The organism is Paenibacillus thiaminolyticus (genome assembly GCF_007066085.1).
Taxonomy (GTDB): domain Bacteria; phylum Bacillota; class Bacilli; order Paenibacillales; family Paenibacillaceae; genus Paenibacillus_B; species Paenibacillus_B thiaminolyticus.
In genome coordinates, this window is record NZ_CP041405.1 from 2,920,331 (window position 1) to 2,941,134 (window position 20,804).

The 20,804-nt window shown below is 55.4% G+C and carries 21 protein-coding genes; 6 read left to right on the forward strand and 15 right to left on the reverse strand.

All coding sequences use genetic code 11. The features are described 5' to 3' along the window. Positions 1-152: 152 nt before the first annotated feature. Positions 153-1,337 (reverse strand): dicarboxylate/amino acid:cation symporter, encoded by a 1,185-nt coding sequence (locus FLT43_RS13140; RefSeq protein WP_087445373.1) that lies wholly within the window; start codon positions 1,335-1,337, stop codon positions 153-155. 184 nt (positions 1,338-1,521) lie between these two features. Further along, the gene (locus FLT43_RS13145; RefSeq protein ID WP_087444498.1) at positions 1,522-1,791 is read right to left on the reverse strand and encodes a YqkE family protein; all 270 of its coding nucleotides are present in this window, start codon (positions 1,789-1,791) and stop codon (positions 1,522-1,524) included. A gap of 236 nt (positions 1,792-2,027) precedes the next feature. Between FLT43_RS13145 and FLT43_RS13150 the strand changes: the two genes are divergently transcribed. Beyond that, positions 2,028-2,582 carry a PadR family transcriptional regulator gene (locus FLT43_RS13150; protein WP_087445372.1) on the forward strand — a complete coding sequence of 185 codons (555 nt, stop codon included), beginning with the start codon at positions 2,028-2,030 and terminating at the stop codon, positions 2,580-2,582. Between the two features lie 12 nt (positions 2,583-2,594). Beyond that, positions 2,595-3,068, forward strand: coding sequence for a DUF4188 domain-containing protein (locus FLT43_RS13155; protein ID WP_087444497.1), 474 nt, complete (start codon positions 2,595-2,597; stop codon positions 3,066-3,068). A 58-nt stretch (positions 3,069-3,126) separates the two neighbouring features. Here the strand turns inward: FLT43_RS13155 and infC are convergent, their stop codons facing one another. Continuing rightward, a complete protein-coding gene (infC, locus tag FLT43_RS13160; protein WP_087444496.1) occupies positions 3,127-3,615 on the reverse strand; it encodes a translation initiation factor IF-3 in 489 nt (162 codons plus the stop codon). A gap of 63 nt (positions 3,616-3,678) precedes the next feature. Between infC and FLT43_RS13165 the strand changes: the two genes are divergently transcribed. The 3 genes from FLT43_RS13165 to FLT43_RS13175 all read left to right on the forward strand — a co-directional run bounded on the left by FLT43_RS13165 (position 3,679) and on the right by FLT43_RS13175 (position 5,661). Further along, positions 3,679-4,011, forward strand: a complete 333-nt coding sequence (locus tag FLT43_RS13165) for a hypothetical protein (RefSeq protein WP_087444495.1) — start codon at positions 3,679-3,681, stop codon at positions 4,009-4,011. Between the two features lie 302 nt (positions 4,012-4,313). Continuing rightward, positions 4,314-4,766, forward strand: coding sequence for a GNAT family N-acetyltransferase (locus FLT43_RS13170; protein ID WP_087444494.1), 453 nt, complete (start codon positions 4,314-4,316; stop codon positions 4,764-4,766). Between the two features lie 226 nt (positions 4,767-4,992). Then, complete coding sequence (locus FLT43_RS13175) at positions 4,993-5,661, forward strand: DUF559 domain-containing protein (RefSeq protein ID WP_087444493.1); 669 nt, start codon at positions 4,993-4,995, stop codon at positions 5,659-5,661. Between the two features lie 414 nt (positions 5,662-6,075). Here the strand turns inward: FLT43_RS13175 and secA2 are convergent, their stop codons facing one another. The 8 genes from secA2 to FLT43_RS13215 form a co-directional block, all read right to left on the reverse strand. Then, positions 6,076-8,394 carry an accessory Sec system translocase SecA2 gene (secA2, locus tag FLT43_RS13180; RefSeq protein ID WP_087444492.1) on the reverse strand — a complete coding sequence of 773 codons (2,319 nt, stop codon included), beginning with the start codon at positions 8,392-8,394 and terminating at the stop codon, positions 6,076-6,078. A gap of 576 nt (positions 8,395-8,970) precedes the next feature. Continuing rightward, positions 8,971-9,435 (reverse strand): flavodoxin, encoded by a 465-nt coding sequence (locus FLT43_RS13185; protein WP_087444491.1) that lies wholly within the window; start codon positions 9,433-9,435, stop codon positions 8,971-8,973. 125 nt (positions 9,436-9,560) lie between these two features. Next, positions 9,561-10,238, reverse strand: a complete 678-nt coding sequence (locus FLT43_RS13190) for a cobyrinic acid a,c-diamide synthase (protein WP_087444490.1) — start codon at positions 10,236-10,238, stop codon at positions 9,561-9,563. 190 nt (positions 10,239-10,428) lie between these two features. Further along, a complete protein-coding gene (locus tag FLT43_RS13195) occupies positions 10,429-10,944 on the reverse strand; it encodes a GNAT family N-acetyltransferase (protein ID WP_087444489.1) in 516 nt (171 codons plus the stop codon). 63 nt (positions 10,945-11,007) lie between these two features. Next, on the reverse strand, positions 11,008-11,691 hold the full coding sequence (locus FLT43_RS13200; RefSeq protein ID WP_244194341.1) for an HAD family hydrolase: 684 nt from the start codon (positions 11,689-11,691) through the stop codon (positions 11,008-11,010). Between the two features lie 117 nt (positions 11,692-11,808). Further along, entirely contained in the window at positions 11,809-12,690 is an 882-nt protein-coding gene (locus FLT43_RS13205; protein WP_087444487.1) for a DMT family transporter, read from the reverse strand. A 104-nt stretch (positions 12,691-12,794) separates the two neighbouring features. Beyond that, a complete protein-coding gene (locus FLT43_RS13210) occupies positions 12,795-13,178 on the reverse strand; it encodes an MmcQ/YjbR family DNA-binding protein (RefSeq protein ID WP_087444486.1) in 384 nt (127 codons plus the stop codon). 149 nt (positions 13,179-13,327) lie between these two features. Further along, the gene (locus FLT43_RS13215; protein WP_244194340.1) at positions 13,328-15,577 is read right to left on the reverse strand and encodes a fibronectin type III domain-containing protein; all 2,250 of its coding nucleotides are present in this window, start codon (positions 15,575-15,577) and stop codon (positions 13,328-13,330) included. Between the two features lie 1,459 nt (positions 15,578-17,036). Here FLT43_RS13215 and FLT43_RS13220 point away from each other — a divergent pair. Then, a complete protein-coding gene (locus FLT43_RS13220; RefSeq protein WP_115057820.1) occupies positions 17,037-18,359 on the forward strand; it encodes an IS4 family transposase in 1,323 nt (440 codons plus the stop codon). A 338-nt stretch (positions 18,360-18,697) separates the two neighbouring features. Here the strand turns inward: FLT43_RS13220 and FLT43_RS13230 are convergent, their stop codons facing one another. From FLT43_RS13230 to FLT43_RS13245, 4 genes are all read right to left on the reverse strand, one after another. After that, a complete protein-coding gene (locus tag FLT43_RS13230) occupies positions 18,698-19,366 on the reverse strand; it encodes a carboxylesterase family protein (RefSeq protein WP_087443431.1) in 669 nt (222 codons plus the stop codon). Positions 19,367-19,481: 115 nt separating this feature from the next. Next, entirely contained in the window at positions 19,482-20,030 is a 549-nt protein-coding gene (locus tag FLT43_RS13235) for a hypothetical protein (RefSeq protein ID WP_087443430.1), read from the reverse strand. 27 nt (positions 20,031-20,057) lie between these two features. Then, positions 20,058-20,354: a DUF6509 family protein gene (locus FLT43_RS13240; protein ID WP_087443429.1), complete on the reverse strand. Its 297-nt coding sequence runs from the start codon at positions 20,352-20,354 to the stop codon at positions 20,058-20,060. Between the two features lie 87 nt (positions 20,355-20,441). Further along, complete coding sequence (locus FLT43_RS13245; RefSeq protein WP_087443428.1) at positions 20,442-20,801, reverse strand: SH3 domain-containing protein; 360 nt, start codon at positions 20,799-20,801, stop codon at positions 20,442-20,444. Positions 20,802-20,804: the final 3 nt, after the last annotated feature.

Here is a 20,804-nt window from a genome sequence, read left to right on the forward strand (position 1 = left end):
AGGGTAGCCCGACCAGCCTGTCCCGACTCGCGTGGATACCGGCCAAAAGGAGCCGAGTAACTGACATTCCCGCTTGTGAGGCCGGATTCATCTAAGAAAAAAGCCCGGTGAACGCATCACCGGACTCTCATCTTGTCCGAGCAAGGATAGCATTATGAGTTGGCTGACAGACGGTTCTTGGCGGCCCGCTTCTTCTTCACGGCGTGAATGATCTGGGCAATCGCACCGTCTCCGGTTACGTTGGCTGCCGTTCCGAAGCTGTCCTGAGCGATGTAGAGCGCGATCGCGAGGCTAACCATGGCTTCATCGAAGCCGAGCATCGACTGGAATAAGCCGATAGCCGCCATCACTCCGCCGCCTGGAACGCTGGGAGCGGCGATCATCGCGATGCCGAGCATGAATATGAAAGGCACCATAGTGCTCACCGTCAGCGGCACGCCATGAATGTAAAGTATGGCGCTCGCGACCGAAGTAATCGTAACTGCCGATCCGGTAATATGAATCGTCGCACATAACGGCACGACAAAGTTCGTCACTTCTTCGTCTGTCCCGAGCTTCTTCACTTGCTGCATCGTCACCGGAATCGTCGCCGCCGAAGATTGCGTGCCGAGCGCCGTGAGGTATGCCGGGAGCATCGTGCGCAGCAGCGCCAGCGGGTTGCGCTTGTTCACTGCTCCTGCGATCGCATACTGGCACAGGATGACCACGAAATGCAACACGAGTATGACGGCGAATACCTTGACGAACACTTGCAGAATGAACGCGACTTCGCCTGCCTGCGTCATATTCATAAAGAGCCCCGCGATATGAAACGGCAGCAACGGAATAATAATCGCTTGTATCGCCTTGGCTACAATATCCTTGAATTCCAGCGAAGCGGTAAGAAGCGCATTCGTCTTCACGAAGGTGATGCCAACCCCGAGCAGGAAAGACAACAGCAGCGCCGTCATAATGTCGAACACGGGCGGCATAGGCAGCTCGAAGTAGGTGGTCAGCAGCATCTCCTCCGGATTCTTGGCTGCCAGCCCGGAAGCCCCGGACAGCAGCCTGGGAAAAAACGACGACGCAACGCCATAAGCGAGCATCCCGGATAATACCGTAGATACATATACGATAAATGTAGTCAATCCGAGGAGCTTCCCGGCTCCCCTGCCAAGCTCCCCGATCCCCGGAACAATAAAGCCCAAAATAATGAGCGGAATCAGGAAGCTCAGAAACTGACCAAATACATGATTTAATGTCGCAAAAATTCGTATGAACCAGTCCGGCATAATAAGCCCTGCTCCAATGCCGAGCATAATCGCAATGACAATGCGCGGAAACAATCCGAATCGCATATTCATAGACCTTCTCCCCTCTGACTACCTGAGAAAAACAAGATTACTATTTTGTCTCCCCAGCAAATACAGATGTTCCTCTAGTAAGTACATCTCAATATACTAACATATCATGCATCCACATGACAATTCCCGTATACAAAAAAAGCCCGATGAACGGATCATCGGACCTTCTCTTACCATGTTATTTATACTTGCGCCAATCCATGCTGCTGTTGTTCAACAAATAATCGAAGTCATTGTCCAGCCTCTTCTGCTCTGCCGCCCGGGCTTGCTCCGCCTGGCGTCTCGCGTCTTCCTTCCGCTGCGATTCCTCCGCCTTCAATACAGTAGCCTGCTCCTTCAGCTGCGCTACGATATCAGGCCGCAGCAGATCCTTGAGCGTCGCCGGCTTATCTTGGGCAGATTGGGCAGTCCCTTCCGGAGCGGCGTTCCGGCCTCTCTTCTTCGCCATCGCACTCACCTCATCCCCATTATAGCAGAATCTCCCTTATCCGGCACCGTGGCATGAACTGCGGGGAGCCTTGCTGCCTGCGCGCGTTACGCCTTTCGATCCGTATTCGTTCCACAAATACAATTTGGGCGCCGCTCTCTCCCAATCCACTGCTCAGGAAAATCCCCCTTGCCACCTTTCAAGCGATGATGTATCCTTATGATATATATCATTATGATACATTAGAAGGTGAGACAATGGCTGCTAAGCACAGTGACACGACCTATGCGATTCTCGGGCTGCTGACGACGGACTGCCATACAGGCTACGACATCAAGCAGATGATGGACACCAGCCTCAATCATTTCTGGAAGATTAGCTACGGACAAATCTATCCGACGTTGAAAAAGCTGGTCGAGGACGGCTGGGCTGTGGTAACCGATACCGCCCAGGAATCGAAGCCCGACAAAAAAGAGTACCATATTACGCCCCAAGGAATGCAGGCGCTGCAGGCCTGGCTGCAGGAACCGCTTCAACAGCTCCATACGTACAAAAATGAATTTTTGCTCAAGCTGTTCTTCCACCGTCATCAAGAGCCGGACGCAACGCTCGGGCAGATCGAGCGGTTCAAGTCGATGCTCCAGGAGCGGTATCAGATGTACGAAGCGATCGAAAATCAGATCATGACGCATTGTTCGGATGAAGAAGATTTGCAATATTGGCTGCTTACGCTCGACTATGGCAAGCGCGTCGTTCGGGCGGAGATGGAATGGAGCGATGCGGCGATCCGGCAGCTTCAACAGAATAGATAAGGAGGAGACACAATGGGAAAATCAATCTTTGGCGGGCGCTACACGGTAGAGGAGAGAGAGCAGGATATTGTCGTGTTCCTAATCGGAATGAGGGTGAACAAATGGCGGGCCGTTCATCAATGGTGGCCGGTCTTTACAGCGATGCCGCCCATGATTCGGGAATTGTATACGAACCCGGAGCTTGGCTTTCTTTCTTTGGAGACGACCGTCAATCTAAGAACGATATTGATGGTTCAATATTGGCGCTCCTTCGAGGAACTGACAGCCTATGCGCGGGGGCCGGAGCATTTGAAGGCCTGGCGGCGATTCTATCAGGCGGTCGGGAAGACGAATGCGGTCGGCATCTATCACGAGACGTATATCGTGCGCGGAGGCCAGTTCGAGGCCGTCTACGGCAATATGCCGAAGTTCGGCCTGGCCAAGGCGCGGGGACACGCGCCAATCACGCCTCGGACCGATTCCGCGGCGCAGCGGGTCCGGGCTTGAGTGAAGACTCCCATCTGTCCAATGCACGGGCGGATGGGAGTCGATTGCATTGCTCAGACTATGCTTCCGCACCTGGCACCGGATCGACCTGTACCATCGCCTGCTTGCCGCTCAATTGAATGCCGGTGCGCTTCGTTCCCGCCGGACGCAAATCCTGCAACAGCCGTTCGAGGATCTGCTGCGCCAGAGCGCCTTCCTTGCCCTTGATGCGGATGACGAGCTGCACCGAATCTCCGGCGCGCAGGATCCGTTCCGCCTGATTTTTCTTCGTCTCATAGTCATGATCCTCGATCTGCGGCGTCAGGCGAATCTCCTTCACCTTCGGCTGCCGCTCCGCCTTGCGGGCCTGCTGCGTCTCCTGCTTGGCCGCTCCCGCTCCAATCAGCTTGCAGGGAGGCGGGCTGCTCATCAGCGACAGGCAGACGAGATCCACCTTCAGCTTTTTCGCCATCGCGAGCGCCTCCGAGGTCGGCACGATGCCGAGCTGTTCCCCGTTCAGACCGGTCAATTCGACTTCGGCAGCCCGTATCTTCTCGTTCTTAATCATTGTGAATCCTCCTGCCCATTCGCTATAATGAACCCATATTACCGCCTGGAAGGAGATATATCAATGTCTCGCAAAGAAATCGAAGAACAGATTATCCGCAACTATGAACGGGACGAGCAGATGATGATCCTGGTGTTCGCCCAGTGGTGCGTCAATCACCAGCTTGATCCGGCCGAGCTCTATCAGCAGGCCTATCCGCAGCAGGGCGTCAACCCGGCGCTGCAGCAGGCCATCGGCCTCACGGTGCCGAAGGAAGAGGCCGGCGACATTCCGGACGACACGGTGCTCGGCGTCCTCGCGCTCTACGGCAACGATGATCTGGCCTTCGTCGTGACGGAGGCCATCAAGCATCGGGCCGCACGCGCCAAGGCTGCCGGCGGCAGCGGAGCCTCCTGACAGACGCCGGACGCGGGACGCTGGTTGGGCAATAGCCACCCGCCAATTCGCGCCGCTAACGCCGCTCGGCTGATGCAGCACGGGCCTGACCGTCGTACTGCGCGTATTGGACGTCCGCTGTGCAGCACAGCCCAGACGTTGTCCTGCGCATGACTGACGACCGCTGTGCAGCAGCGCTATCCCCGCCTAGCCCAGCGGGAGAGGCGAACATTTTCAGCAAGAAAAGGAAATGTGCGAAGCCGCCCCGAAGTAGGAAGTAGATAATGATAGATCAGTTTGTTGCACCAAAGGAGAACAATACTATGCAGATTCGAAAATGGAAAACGGAGGAACAGCCTCCGATGGAATTGCTGCTGCTGGCAGACCCTTCTGCCGAGCTCGTGCACGAATACCTCGGGCGGGGAACATGCTTCCTTGCAGAGCAGGAAGGGGAAGTCATCGGCGTCTATGTGCTGCTGCCGACCCGGCCGGGCACAATCGAGCTGGTCAACGTGGCCGTCGCAGAGAGCCATCAAGGACAGGGCATCGGCAAGCAGCTCGTCCTTCACGCGATCGAGACCGCCAAGGCGCTCGGCTGCCAGACGATAGAAGTAGGTACAGGCAGCACCAGCATAAGCCAACTCGCGCTCTACCAGAAATGCGGGTTCCGAATGACGGGCATTGACCGCGATTTCTTCGTTCGCCATTATGAGGAGGAAATCTACGAGAACGGCATGCTGCTGCGGGACATGGTGCGTCTGGGTCAAGATCTGTAACAGTCGAGCAGAGAACAAGATGCCGTGTTCCGGCTACCCTGCCGCAGCAGAGCGGGAATGCGATGCATGCGACTGCCACCATGTCCGCTCGCCGCTGCCGGCAATGAGGCGGGCTGGTCAAGTAACCGATCCCACAGTATAATCAACGTAAGAGACGAAGAACGTCCCGATCCTTTCCGCGCGAAAGGAATCGGGACGTTTTTATTTTGTGGAAGGAGGAGGTAAGGTGAGTTTTGAAAAGGCGCATGAGGCGTTTATTCAGCACCATTTGCAGAGAAGGACGGGAGAGCGAAGGGGGCGGCTGGAGCGGGGACATCGTGAGGCCGAGAAGCTGTTTTGCCGCAACGTATGGTGGCCCCTTCGGGGCAGCTTTGACCAGTTGCATCCGGAATACGAAGTGCTTGATTGGCGGGGCCTGTCCTATTTCTGCGATTTTGCCTGGCTGTCGCCGCAGGTCAAGCTGATCATCGAGATCAAAGGCTTCGTACCGCACGTCCGAAATATGGACAGGCAAAAGTACTGCAATGAGCTGAACCGGGAGACGTTTTTGTCCGCTATTGGTTTTCAAGTCATCTCCTTCGCTTATGACGATGTCGCTGACCGCCCTGAACTGTGTGTGGCGCTGCTGCGCATGGTGATTAGCCGCTATCACGCGGACTCCGTGCCTGTCAGTCTGCACAGTCTCGTGGAACGGGAGACCATCCGGCTCGCTTGCATGCTCGGCCGTCCGATCCGTCCCATCGACGTGGAGGCGCATTTATGCGTAAACCATCGCAAAGCGGTGGGAACGCTGCAGTCGCTCTGCTCCAAGGGATGGTTTACGGCTGTGACCGGAGGGGCAGGCAAATATGTCGTGCGTTATGAGCTAAGGCCGGGCGCGCTGCAGTATTTGTAGAAATCCTGCATTTCTACATCATTTCTGATCGCCGATATGGTGCTCTGAACGATTCCTGCAAAAATACATCATTTTCGCGCTCAAAGTGAAGTCGAGCTAGTCAGAGGGTGAATATCCTGCATCCCTGCAGTATTTTTCCTCAAACCGACGTTTTCTGGTGAAAAATACTGTAGTTTTGCAGCTTTGGTCTGTCGGGGGGACGTTCAGGGGGACGTTCAGGGGGACGTTCAGGGAGACGGTCAGAGGTACGTTCGATGACACGAATGCGGGGGTACGCAAATGCAAGACGTATGCAAGACGTACACGAATGCGGGCGTTCCCGAATGCCGGTGTACGCGAAAGTAATGCCAAGCAAGAGACCGCATCGCCGACAGCGATACGGTCTTAGGCATTCTCGCTCCCCCGCCTTGCGGCTTAGAACAGCGAGAATCGGTTCGGCACCACATGTTCGTGCAATAAATAGGTCCAGGTCGACTGCCGCGGCGGCGCGCCCTCCAGCCCGATGGCTCGAGCAACAGCATCCCCGTCGTCCTGCCGGGTCTCAAAATCGAGCGCGCGCAGCTCCTGCCGAATGCCGTCCTCGATGTGCTGCGGCAAGTCCGCGAAGGCCCCGATAAGCCGCTGATGGTACAGATCGAGCGGATCCTGGCGGCTCAGCCCCTCCAGGTGCAGCCCTTCCCTTACCGCGGACACATATTCCACATAATCGGACCAGCTCCGATCGATATGCATCAACGTCACCCGCTTCTCCAGGCGGCGCGCCCGCTCTGCTCCCCACCGCCGGCACAAGCGCTCATGCCGCGCCGCATCTTCAGCAAGCTTCAGCGGCGGCGGCCCCTCCTCCATCAGCACGCTCTGGCGCCAGACGGCGATGATGCGCCGCTGCTGCTCCAGCACATCAGCGTAACGGTTCAACATGCGCCGCCGCTCTGCATTCCGTCCTTCCGCCACCTGCTGAATATGGGAGATCCGGCGGTGGACGGCGGGCGCTCGCAGCGGCTTGTCCGGATTCGCGGACAGCCAACGCTCCGGGAACGGATACGCTCGGCCATAGCGATGGAGCAGCGAATCCTCCAGGCTGACGAAAAAGCGGGACGCCCCCGGATCGCCCTGCCTGCCCGCGCGCCCCCGGAGCTGATCGTCGAGGCGGCGGCTGTCATGCAGATTCGTGCCGATGACGTACAAGCCCCCTAGCTGTGCGATCTTGGCATATTGGGCCGGATCCCCGCCGCCGAGCACGATGTCGACGCCCCGGCCAGCCATGTTCGTCGAGATGGTAACCGCGCCCCAGGTCCCTGCCCGCGCGATCAGCTCCGCTTCCTCCGCGTCATGCTTCGCATTCAGCACGCAGCAAGGCACACCAGCCTGCTCCAATTCGCACGCCAACCGGTCCGATTCCGCCACGCTTGCCGTTCCTACCAGAATCGGCCGGCCTGTGCGGTGGACCGAGGCGATCTCGGCCAGCAGCGCCTGCTGCTTGCCCAGCAAGCTCGGACATACGAGCGGGGGCTCATCCTGCCTCCGGCATGGCCGGTTCGAAGGAATGACGGCCACCTCCAGCTGATAGGTGTCCCGCAACTCGTCCGCCGCGGAGCGGAGGGTGCCCGACATGCCGCAGAACGACGGATAGAGGCTCAGCAAATGCTGCAGCGTAATCATGCCGAGAATGCGGCCGCCAGGCTGCGGAGCTAGGCCCTCCTTCGCCTCTACGGCCGCCTGCATCCCGTCCGGCCACCGGCGCTTGTCTGCGATCCGGCCAGTGAATTCGTCCACCAGCTCAATCCGCCCCTCCCGGACGATATAATCGACATCGCGCCGCAGCAGCACTTCCGCGTGAAGCGCATGATGGAGACCCGCCAGGAGGCTGGACTGATCCGGATGGTACAGACTCCCGCACCCCAGGAGCGCTTCCGCCCGATCCGCCCCCTCCTCCGTCAAATAGACCTGCGCGCCGGCGTCATCCACATCATAATCAAGCCCCGGCCGCAGCCGCTTCGCCAAGGCGGCCATCCACTCTGCATCGGCGCGGTTCCCGGACGGCTTCCCCTCGCCCGCGATGACGAGCGGCACTCTCGCCTCATCAATCAGGATGGAATCGGCCTCGTCGATCAGCGCCAAATAGAAGGGACGCTGCACGAGTGAATCCGAATCCATGCAGAGGCCGTCCCGCAAATAATCGAAGCCCGCCTCCTTCGCCGTCACATACGTAACATCCGCCGCATAGGCCGCTCTTCGTTCGGCCAACGGCATCGCTTCGCGGACACAACCCGCCGTAAGGCCGAGGTATTCATACACCGGCCCCATCCAGGCGGCATCCCTGCCCGCCAAATAATCATTGAAGGTCATCACGTGCACGCCCTTGCCATATAAGGCATGCAGACAGGCCGGCAGCACGGCGGCCAATGTCTTCCCTTCCCCGGTCTGCATCTCGACCAGCTTCCCCTCATGCAAGGCCATGCCGGCAAGAAGCTGGACATCGTACAAGCGGATATTCAGCATGCGACGCACCGCCTCGTACGTCAGAGCGAATGATTCGATGAGCAGATCATCGGCGCAGGCTCCGCCCCGTGCCGCTTGAAGCAGCAGGCAGGCACGTCTCCGCAACCGGGCATCCGTCTCCTGTTCCAACGCGAGAGCACGTATCGCTTGGAGCCGTTCCGCATAAGGCTTGAGCTTCCGGAACTGGAGCGCGCGCTCCAATCGGTTCCGCAAGCGATATTGAATAGAATCCATGGAAATCCTCCCTTGTCTGTACGATCACCGTATCGATTGAATCGGAGTGTCGTGCGACAAGACGGTTTTCCGGATCTTTGATCATCCGAAGCCAAATAACCCGCAGGGCGCTCATCCTGCTCACATAACGCAGAGATTGCACCCCATGGTTGCAGAGCGCGGCCTGCGGCCGGAGCAGCATGATCGATAAGGACAGCATTTCCTGGCGCTGAGCCGTATTTTCCACCAGCAGCAGGACACAGAGCGGCACTCTGGTTCCCATCTTTTCCAGACAACGAGAGAAGAAGCCCGCCACTCCGAACAGCCCCGCCGCTGCGGCGGCCATCCAGAGCAGCATCCGGACGGCAGCGCCCAATAGGATGGCAGCGCCCACTATCCCCTGCCAAATATCCGCTTCCATTGAGTGCACCCATAGCCACAACCGCTTCCCGATCTGTAAAGGGTTCATCCCCATTTCCGTCATAGGCTCCATCCTTCGCTTCCCGCAGGTTTACATATTTAATAGGTATGTACGGCAAAAAGAGCCTTCCGTTCCATCACGGAAGACTCCTTTCCATAACTCTCACATGTATCCAACTATTGCTGCAAGGCCTTCCCCTGAACGACACTCTTCGCAAAATTCCTTCCGAACGCCCGGCATAATTCCCTGTCCGGCTCAGACGGGGTCAGTTCGACTTTCAAGCCGTCCTGGACGATGTCGCTCCCCAATTCCCGCAGCCGATCCATCAGAATATCGACCGCTTTGCCGACCTGGGCATAGCATGAATCGCATGAGCCGAACACAGCTGCTTGAGTGCCGCTCAGATCAAGGTCTTCCATATCATCGTAAAAATCGAGAAATTCGTACGGCAGCTCCCCATCTCCCCAAGTGTAGGCGCCAAGCAGGATTCCATCATATCCGGACAACTCGGATGCAGTCGCATCCATAACCTCCATGACCGTGAGATCCTCACCCGCTTCGCGAACCCCTGCTGCAATCGCATCAGCCATCTCCTCGGTATTCCCGCTCATACTGGCATATATCAAAATGATCTTCGCCATCCTTCATCCCATCCTTTCCTTATCTCGACCCATAATCACCCTGGCATCGCCAACGGCGATATAGGACCTGAGCTGTCACAGCTCTACATTTCCTTTTCCAGCAAAAATCCCGCAAGTGAACTAAGTTAGTGATACAGCCCGCTGCCCGCCGGCCCCTCATTCATGACCCCGAGCATCAAGCGCACAAAATCAAGCGAAGAATGATAATGCTCCTCCTTCGGGCGGAAGGCATACGCCGAGCCATTCATCAAGGCATAAATTTCGATTCGGTCCGGCAGCCGGCCAAAAGCCTTGTATGCGAAGACGAGCGCAAATTGAACGTAGGCTTTAAATACTTGCGGCTCATCGGCGACCACATACTTCCGTATGACGAGGGACGAATCCGAGCACTCGGCCACCTGGAGCGTCATCGACAGGTCTGCTCCCAATTCCACAGCCTGGACGTTCAGCCTCTCCCCTATGAGCAGCGCATGTCCGGGGGCTTCCTCAGTCAAGTATTCATCCAAAAAGTGAAATACCGAACGCTTGATTCGCAAATAATGCTGCTCCGACGGGAAACGCTCCCGCTCCGGCGTCCAATAGCTCTCCATATCGGACAGGACGGAAGCGGCCATTCTTGCCTCGGGAGCACGTGAATAATACGCATGCACGATCTGATTGACCGACGCTTGCGCCGCATACACCCAGCTCGATTCATGAGCATTCCGGCACTTGCGATAATAACAATGCCGGCAGCGGACGAACCGTTCGATGTCCTCATCACTTAGCCGTTCCTTCGGCACCGGTATTCCCGGCAATGACATGGGATTCCTCCTAACTGCTCAATCTATTTGATAATGATTATCATTATTAATCACAGCTCTATTTTATTACAACCTAAGCTCCGCTTCAACCCGCAAAATCGCAAATTAGCTATACACAGCAAAAAACACAGGCGGTCCACCGCCTGTGTCTATCCCTTCTATGTCCCACATTTAAAATAATACTGGGCGCTTATCCTAGCTTCTTTTCATACAAATTGGCGCTCCAGCCTTCTCCAGCTGCGGTCCGCACAAAAGCAAAACCAACCTCCGCATAATATTGGTTCAGGCCTTCGTTTTCGGTCATGCAATCCAGGCGGAAGAATCGTTTTCCTTGGTTTTTCACATAGTTCTCGGCCCATTCCAGCAGCCTGTATCCTATTCTCATCCCGCTATATTTTCTAGTGACGACGAGCCGATGCAGGTAGCCCGATTCTTCATTGTCAAGCTCTCGCCATATCGCCGGATCGCTCCACTGGATGGCAAAGCACCCGATTCCGTCTCCGCCTGCCAAGGCAATGAACACTTCCCTCTCTTGCATGAAGCGCTCTATATACTCGTTGGTAAAGGCGTGCTCATCCCAGAGCATAATGCCGCGCGCGGCTCTCCAGCGGGCAGCTTCCACATACAGCTCTTGCAGCAGGGCAACGTGCTCCGAAGCGGCTCGTTGAATCACAAGGGAACGGGCGGCGTCATTCGCGGCAGCCATCGATCCATTCGCCTGCCTTTCTGATGATAATGAAGGGCGGAGGAGGTTGCTAGAGGAATGGCCTCATCCTTGGGCGGCAGCCCGGGACTGCTCCAACGTGCAGATGATCTCCTCCAGACTCATATCGGCCAATGAGGCCAATTGCAGATCGACATGCTCGAACGAGAAAAGGCCGGTCACCCGGTTCGGCACGGCGACGCAAGACAGACCGGCTGCCTTCGCCGCGAGCGTCCCGACAAGGGAATCCTCGAATGCAATCGTCTCCTCCGGCTTCACGCCAAGCTTCTCCACCGCCTTCCGGTATATCTCCGGATCCGGCTTCACCTTGGCGGCATCGTCCCGCGTCTGCAGCACATCGAAATAATCAATAAGCCCGCAGCGCTTAATATGCTCTACGGCCCAGGCGGCCGAGGCGCTGGAAGCGAGGGCCACGCGCAGGCCGATGCGGCACGCATCCTCCAGCAGCTGCTTCACGCCCGGCATCACATCCAATTCCTCGATTAGGGCGGTGTACATTTCCCGGTGACGGCGGTGCAGCGCCTCCCGATCGACAGGCTTGCCGAGCTGTTCATCCAAGTAATCACAGGCCAGCTGCCATGTCTGAATGCCGCCGGCCCACTCCTTCCATACCTCCAGCGGCATGTCCAGATCGAAGCTCCGGACGAGCTCGCAGAAGGAATCGTAGCTGGCCGTCTCCGTATCTACAATGAGTCCGTCAAAATCCAACGCAATCGCCTTGATCGGCATAACTCCGCCTCCTTCCCAATCCACTCCGTTGTTTTCCGTTATACAGAACATACTTCCATACTGCGCGGCTTATTTCCTTCTACGGCCGCTGATTTCGAACAGGATCGCTCAGGATTGTCAGCTCGTAAGGTATTCTTGCTTGGATTTCGGCTTCCACAGCGAACCGGCCATCCCGGCAAAAATAAGCACGATACCGGCAACCTGCAGCAAAGTCGGACGGAATCCGGTAAAGACCGTGTCCAGCAAAATGGCGACCGCCGGATCGACAAAGATGAGTGCGGATATAATCCGGGCCGACAAATTGCGGAGGCTATCAAAAAACAAATAATAGACAAAACCGGTATGAATCAGCCCGGTTGCCGCAATATACGCCCAATTCTCCAGCGTCAGGCTGTTGAATGCGCTGAAGTCCACAAAAGGCAGCAGCAAAAACACGCCCAACAGCGTCTGCAGCACCGTCATCAAGTACGCGCTCATGATGTTGATGCCTTTGCCCAGCAGCGTCGTCCCGGCATAGAACAGCGCGGCCAGCAGCGCCCAGCCGGCACCCGTAGACCACACCTCCCGCCACGACAATCCCTGGTCGATGCCGATGACGAACAGCGTGCCGACGAAGCAGACGAGGATGGAGAGTGCCGCCAGCAGCGTCATTTTCTCACGGAACAGGAAGCTTCCCAGGATGAGGACGAAGACAGGCGCAAGATGATAGATCGAAATCGAAATGGTGACCGACATCGTCTCAAAGGATCGGAACAGAAAGACCCAGTTCAGGACGAGGAACACGCCGCACGCCAGAACCTGAATCACTTCTCTTCCGATAAGCCGCTCCCGCTTGGCCTGGCCGGTCAGCACCCAGCACAGGCTGAGGAACAAGGTCGCGCAGATACAGCGGACGAATACCAATTCAAGCGCGGGCAAGCCCGTCTGCTGCGAGAAAAAGCCGACAGAGCCGAAGATAGCCATCGACAGCGTCAACTTCAATTTGGGGAATGAATTCATATGCAAGTTCAACTCCGCTATAAAGACTGATGTATTTCCCCATCATACCTGTTCTTATGCGAGGCGGCAATGGTAAGGTGTTATCGCGCGATTCTCCGCGATCGTCAAGCCTGCGGCTTCACCTGCTTCACGAGGCGCTTCGGGGCTGCGCGCAAATAAGCCTCCTCGATCAGGTCGCCCAGCTCATCCCAATCCAAAGGTTCATCCGTCTTGACCGATACCCAACCATGATGGCCGATATAAGGCGTCTTGATGAAGCCGCCCTGCTGAAGCAAAATGTCCTGCGTCTCCCGATCCGACTTGAAGGACAGGCCGGGCACTTTGCCGTGCTCCCCCATAATGACGAATGATTTGCCCCTCACCTTGAAGGTGTTGTGGCCGAATCCGTCAATGATCTCGTCCACTTCCGGCAGCGTGCCGCAGATGCGGCGCACCCGCTCCAGCATCGCCAGCCCTTCCGGCGATGTCATGCCTTCTCTTGGTTCCATACCGTCATGCCCCTTCCACATTCCTGCAGTCGTTCAATGTTGTCCCCGATTATAGCACAAGGCGAGCGCAGCATGAAGAACAGCCCCTCGCCCGCCGTTCCGGCCAAGCAAGAGGCTGCAAGAAGCTGCACCGTATGATGCTGCTGTCGTTACCGCTTCACGGACACCGGGTCCGAGTTGTTCCGCGTACCGACCGCTTTAATAATGAACTCATAGGAATGGCCCGAATCGAGATTGTTCACGGAATACGTATACTGGGTCTGTCCTGCGGCCGCCGGAATATAGGCGCTCCAGTTGGTGCCGGCCTGGCCGTTCTTCTCATAGATGCGGAAGCCTCGGACCGGCTCGGAGCTGGCAGAAGGCAGCTTCCACGAGAGGCCGGCCCGCTTGCCGCTGAAGGCGAGCTTCGCCTGCTCGACCTTGTCCGGCTTGCCGTCCGTCCGCTTAATGGCGTACTCGTCATAGACGGCCGGCTTCGCCTTGTCCGCCGTATAGGCCGTCAGCTTGAGCACCTCATCCGCGATCGAGACATCGACGAACATTTTCTTGAACGGCTGTTCATTTATAGCTGCAAAATAATCATTATAGCCCGGATACTTTGTGTAAAATTTCTCGCCGAGAGAATTCGGCATCAGATAGATGCTCCCCGGCGGGTTCAGCACGCGGCCTTGCCCATCCTTCTGCACGTTCTTCACCGGCACATCGTTCAGCATCTGGTACGAACGCATATACATATGGTCGTGCGCCTCGAACACGATGTCGATGCCCATCTCATCGAACACCGGAACAAGATATTTTTTATAAAATTGAATCCGGCCGTCCTCCCACTGGCCTGCGTTGTCGCCGGCCGAATAAGGCCCTTTGTGAAGCGACACGAACTTCCACTTCTTATCCGTCTTGGCAACCTGAAGCCGCATCCAATCCAATTGGGCCCAGAATTCGTCATCCGCCCAAGCGACATCCTTGCCGTTGGACTTCAGTTCGCCTTCGAACTGCGAATTGATGACGAGGAAGAGCGCGTCGCCATATTCGAACGAATAGATCGAGCCTTCATGGGCCCCGGTCACGCCGGCGCTTAGCGGCACGTTGAAATGATTATAGAAGTTCCGGTTCGGCGTCGTCTCGTCGCCGTCATAATCCTGTACTTCATGCCCTCCGAGCACCGGAACAAAAGGAACCTGGGCCAATTCGTCCTGAGCGGCGCCCAGCATCCACTGCCACTGCTCCTCCAGATCGCCGTTGTCGACCAGATCGCCGACGTTGATCAGGAACTTCGGATCGCCGATCTGATCAATCGCTTTGCGGAACGTGTCCTGCCACTTCTCGAAGGCGGACAGCTTCGAGGCCTGGGAATCCGACCCGACGATGAAATGGTACGGCTGATGATTGTCCGCCGCATCGGTCGTGAAGCTTCCAATCCGGCTCCAGCCTGCGCCATCCCCGTTGCCAACCCGGTACTTGTAGGCGGTGCCTGGCTTCAAGTTATCGGCGGAGGCGCGGTGGCTGATGAAGGTCGTATACTTTTGCTTGTCGCGATCCTTGGCGCTCATGAACGTCTTGATCGCTTCCGCGCTGCCGTGGAAGACTAACGCCTCATGCGCCGGGAATTCGCTTCCCTGCATTTTGGACGCTTCCACGACCTGCAGCACCGTGCCCGTCATCTGATCCGTATACCAGGCGAGCGCAATGCTTGTCTTCGGATCGCCGTTGAACGTCATATTGACGAGCCGCGGCGTATGCCCCGAACCGTCAATGCGCTCGCCCGCGATTCGCACGTCTTTGATGCGGCTGGAGCCGGCGCTGCCGACGCCGCCCGACTCGCCGGATGTTCTTGCATCCGAGTTGACCACCCACCGGACATAGAGCAGCGGCTGGTTGTTCGCCTCCTGCGGAAGCGGCTTGTTGATCAGCTTGCATGCGTTGTTTTTACAGTTAAAATTATGGGTCTCCATCTTAAGTACGCCGCCCTGAATGTCTGTCCATGTCCCGTTATCGAGACTGAATTGCGCCTTGAAATCCCGCGGCCCCGTGCCTGAAGAGGTCTGGGTCGACGATACCGTAATATTTTTGAAGCCGGTGGTCGGCACCGTCGCGAGCCAATATTTCGTCCCTACCCCGCGATCCCAGCCTTGGTACGTAATCGCGTTGTCGCTGTAGTACTCGTAGGTCCCGCCCACATTCTTGAACAAAGCAGCATTCTTGTAAGCCCCGGATGCCGCGGGGAAAATTCCGTTCTCTCCCGCATCCTTGAACACCCATTGGGCAATCGCCTCCTGCTGCGCCAGCAGCTGTTGCTGATCCCCTTCCGCCGCGGCGGATCCCGGGACATGGATGACAGCCAGCAGGAATGCCATCAGCAGGCATAGCATGCGATTTCCTGTTCGTCTCAATTCCTTCACCTCTCTCGCTCATGTGCACAACTTCTGACTTCGCTCGATGTAAGGATGACGCAGCAGTTTCTACTGCAGGAAATAATCCACAGCTCCTCCCCTCCACGGTTCGGTTCCTATTCGCTTTTAGCCTACAACATAGGATTCATTGATTTCCAGAACGTATCTTATCTAATTTCCGGAATTTCAACATATCTTCTTGTCATTTTCGATGTAAGCAGCCATATCTAGAAAGGGAATGCCCCCTACTTCATTAAATCATGACGAGAGACAAAGACGGGATTGCGACGAAGGCGGGAAATGCCACGGAAAACGGTGGCCGGGAATGCCACGGAAAGCGGTGGCCGTTAATGCCACGGAAAGCGGTGGCCGGGAATGCCACGGAAAGCGGTGGCCGGGAATGCCGCGGAAAACGGATGCTGCAGCGTAATCCTGCGTAAACGCAGCAATTTTCTCCAGCTGAGTTGCGATTGGATGAGATTCCTGCAAAAGCCAGGCTGTTGAGAAAGTCCAAAGGATTTTTGGGCACTTCATCAGGACTTATCTCTCAGTAGAAAAATTTTATCTGATCGAAGTGCCTGAAAACTGCACAATGAAATGTCTATCCGATAGGCGAAGTCCTCAAAACTGCACGGTTTCTCAAGACACGTTGATTCAATGGCAAAATCCTGCACCAATACAGCAATTCGGTAGGGACGACTTCACCAGAAAGGGAATCCTGTGAAACTGCAGCAATTTCACCCGTTTCTCTTCGACTTAGCTCAAAAGGGCCTAAAATGATGTAGCTGTGCAGCAATTCCTCGAAATGTGGACTCATTGAGCCGAAATTCCTGTAAAATGGCAGCAATTCACTCCACACGTTAAAACCCCAGGAGATAATGATGCCTCCAGAAGGCAATGACGCTCTGAATGCCAAGTTTCGATTAGGTACTCACCCCTCCAAAAAAACAGGGGTTTTCCAACAGCCTGAAAAGCGCATCATTTTCGCCGATTTTTGCTTTCAATCCATTGGCATGGCTCAAATTAATGTTGTTTTGCAGGAATTCCTCCAACGGAATAAATGTTAGAAGGGAAAACTGCATTTTCGCAGTTTTTTTGGGAAGTCGAGCCGTGGAAGGCAGGTTGGGCCGAAGGCACCAGACAAGTTAGAACGAACAAAGCGAACCAACCGTCACATCAAAGAGTTGGAATGATGAATACTCGGACATATCCGGCAAAATGCGCGACTCTTTTACACAGAGCGGGACCGGATCACCGTAGCGAAGAACTGCTTGTGAGGCGTGCAGCGATAACAAAAAAAGCCCTCCGCTATGGACAATGTCATTAAGATAAGGCGTGGAAACCATAATCAAGCACAAGAGCAGGTTATCGAAAAGATAGCCCGCTCTTTTTTTGAAAGAAAATCAAGACTTAACAGGTAGATGGATATGTGTGGCGAAGACCCTTGAAACACGAGGAGGCCACGTCCATGAATGAGTATGCGAATTCGCTAAAAAAAACGCTGACATCCCTCATACGAGAAATGGCAGCCGCACCAGCTCCTTATGTCAAAAACCCTGAAAAAGATTTTACCCGAAAGAAAAAGCTGCCCTTTGAAACGGTGATGCAACTCCTGATCTCCATGGGGGGCAACAGCATATATAAGGAACTTTGGGAATCACAAGGCTATGACGTAAACACCGCAACCACTTCCGCTTTTGTCCAACAGAGGAATAAAGTGCTGCCGTCTGCTGTGGAATTCTTGTTTCACGCATTTACGCAATCGGTTACGGATATCAAGGACTACCGAGGGTATCGGCTACTTGCCGTTGACGGTTCGGATTTGCATATCGCAACTGACTCTGCGGACACGGACACCTATTTTCAAAGTCAACCGAACACGAAAGGCTATAACCTTCTGCATTTGAACGCTGCCTATGACTTGTGCAACAGACTGTACGTGGATGCCATTGTTCAGCCACGAAGGTTGTGCAACGAGGGAAGGGCGCTGGCTGCTATGGTTCACCGTTCTCCAATCAAGGGCAAAACCATTGTGATTGCCGATAGAGGTTATGAAAGTTACAACAATTTCGCGCATCTTGAACGCAAAGGGTGGAACTATGTCATACGGGTAAAGGATTTGGATTCCAATGGTATTCTTTCGGGCTTGCGTTTGCCCTCTAGCGGAGAGTTTGATAGGAACGTTCATCTGACACTCACCAAAAAACAAACCAAAGAGGTCAAGGCTAATCCCGAGATTTACAAGTTCGTTCCTTCCACGTCTACCTTTGATTTTTTGGATTTGCATGAGAACTTGTTTTATCCGATTTCCTTTCGGGTGGTTCGTTTCGTCCTGCCGAGTGGCGCTTTTGAGACCGTCATTACGAATCTTACCGCCACGGATTTCCCACCGGGTGAAATCATGTCAATGTATAACATGCGATGGGGCATTGAAACCTCATTCCGGGCATTAAAGTACACTGTCGGTCTGACGAATTTTCATGCAAAGAAACGAGAGTCCATCACCCAGGAGATATTCGCAAGAATGATCCTGTACAATTTCGCTGAAATGATGACCTCGCACGTCGTCATTTCCCAAATGGAGAAACGGCACCCCTATCAAGTTAACTTCACGGTTGCCGTTCACGTGTGTAGACACTTCCTGCGCTCAAGGGACGATGAACCCCCGCCTGATGTTGAAGCGCTGATTCGCAAAAACATTTTGCCGATTCGACCCATTCGCCCAGGGCAGCAGAATACGCGCAAAATACGCTACAAATCAGTGGTTAGCTTCGTCTATAGAGTAGCATAATTTGTTTCATATGAACATTTTTTTAAGCGGATCTTCCCTCCGCTTTGTTTGCCGTGCACTTTTTTCCTTGCTTGTATAAAAAAAGAAACGGCACAGGGTCTTTCCCATGCCGTTTTAGATTCCTATGTTTTCGGCTCTTGTCTTTGAGCTAAACTTAATGACATTGCCGCTATGGAGGGCCGCTTGGTCTGCTTGGCCAGCTTGGTCTGCTTGGGCCGCTTGGCCAGCTTGGTCTGCTTGGGCCGCTTCGTCTGCTTGGCCAGCTTGGTCTGCTTGGTCTATCTCTTGGTCTTACTCTTGGTCTATCTCTTGGTCTATCTCTTGGCCTATCTCTTGGTCTATCTCTCAGCCCTGCTGCGCAGCGAATGCTGCAGCAGCCAGTCGTAGAGCCCGTCACTGTTATACGTCTCGGTCCACGAATCATGACCGGCCTCGGGGTACACGGTCAGCTTCACATCGCCGCCCGCTTCCCGCAGCGCTTCAACCATCGCTTCCGATTGGCTCAGCGGGACGACCGTATCCTTCGCCCCGTGGAATACCCACACCGGAACCTGCTTCAGCAGCGAGACCTGCTGCGGATTATGGCCCCCGCAGATCGGCACCAGCGCGGCGAACCGATCCGGGTAAGCGATTCCGAGGCTCCAGGTTCCAAATCCGCCCATGCTTAAGCCCGTCACATAGATTCGATCCGTATCCGCCCGGTAAGCGGCCGTCACCTCATCAAGCAATGCGATCACCGCGTCCATCTCCACTTGCCAGTGCGAATGCTCCGGGCATTGCGGCGCGATGATGATGAACGGCAGATCGGTATGCTCCGCCAGCTTGGGAGGACCGTGAACCTTCACCTTCTCCAGATCGTTCCCCCGCTCGCCTGCCCCGTGAAGGAACAGAAGGACCGGCCATTTTTGGTCGGAAGAGGCATCATACTGCGCCGGCAAATGCAGCAAGTATTGAATATGTACCGTTTTGCGAATCTGTGTATTCAGGGTATGCGCGGTTAGAGCCATTATGCGTCACCTCATGTGTTCGAATTCCGCCGCAGCGGCATTGCTCCCTTCATTGTATCATGAATGCGTTCACAATGGCTGTGCTGTAAGGTGCGGCCCGCGCTCTCGTTCCCGGCTACCTCGTCCCTTCGCTCCGGCCTGCGACGCTCCAGCGATGCGCATATTGCCGCAGCCGCGGATGCGTCTCCTCCGGCTCGGACGCCAACAGGAGGCGGAGCTTCCCGATCCATGCCGCGAAGGAAGAGAAGGAGGCCAGCTGGTTGGCTGTCTCCGGCGTCACATATAAGAAATAAGGAGAGGGATACTTCTCCGTCAGATGGCGAAGGGCGGCATCAAGCGGCGTATACTTCTTGCGCTTGCCTTCCCAATCTTCGATGGCCACCTTTGCACTGTCTCTGCCGCCCCGCTCCCGGGCCCATTGCTCCAACCGGTTCACCCGCTTATAATAGGCGGTCGCGGTTCCCTTCGCCATTCGCTTCAACGTCTCCTCGTGGATCGGATACAGCACTAACATTTTGAAGGCATACATCGCGGCATATTCCGCGGCCCGATCGAGTTCTTCCGCTGTGGCGCGTTCAAAAGAATCGTAGTAAATCAGCGTTCCTTTCTCCTTCTCGACCGGCGGCTCATAGCCATACGGTACGGTGATGTTGCTGCGTCCCATGGCTGCTCCCTTCTGGGCGGAGATTCGTTATTCGTCCGCCTCGGCATAATGCTCGCTGCAGAACAAGTTCACCGCCGCTATCTCATTGTCTTCCAGATCGAACTCCAGATAGCGTTCGGTCGTCCGCTCATAGAGCTCGTGCTTCACAATATAGGCCCGCTCCGCCTCGACGGCATAGATAACTCGGACGTAGACGCCGTGTTCCGAATACAGTTCATCTTCCTCGGACACTTCGATATCGAGTCTGAATTCATAGCGCCGTCCGGCCAAAATATGGAACGGATCCTTTACTAATTCTATGCTATAGTCTGTGATGTTCAACATGATCTCATCCCTTCGCTAGATTGCCTGCCAGGCAGCTTCCTGCCAACGCTTCAGTTCCTGCGACAGAGCCCGAGAGCTTCAGCAAAATTACTCTATCGGCTCCACATGATCCAGGGGCACCCAGCCCCATTCTTCTTCCCCTTCCCGCCGGCACCACACCCACTTGTTCAGCTCCCGGTGCACATTCACGATATCGCCGGGGTCGACATTCAATTCATGGGCGCAATACGCTTCGAGAATGATGCCTTCCTGATCCCGCTTCTCGATAATCTGCTCGGGCACCCAGCCCTCCAGCTTCCGATCGAGTGTATAACAGTAGCGCCAGTTGCGCCAGCCTTCCGGACCATCATCCAATCTCCCCAGAATTACCCGCTGTCCGGCTGACAACCGGATCGGCTGAGGATAATTGGAACGATGGGCCTTGATCACTCGATAGGGACGGCTCATCCC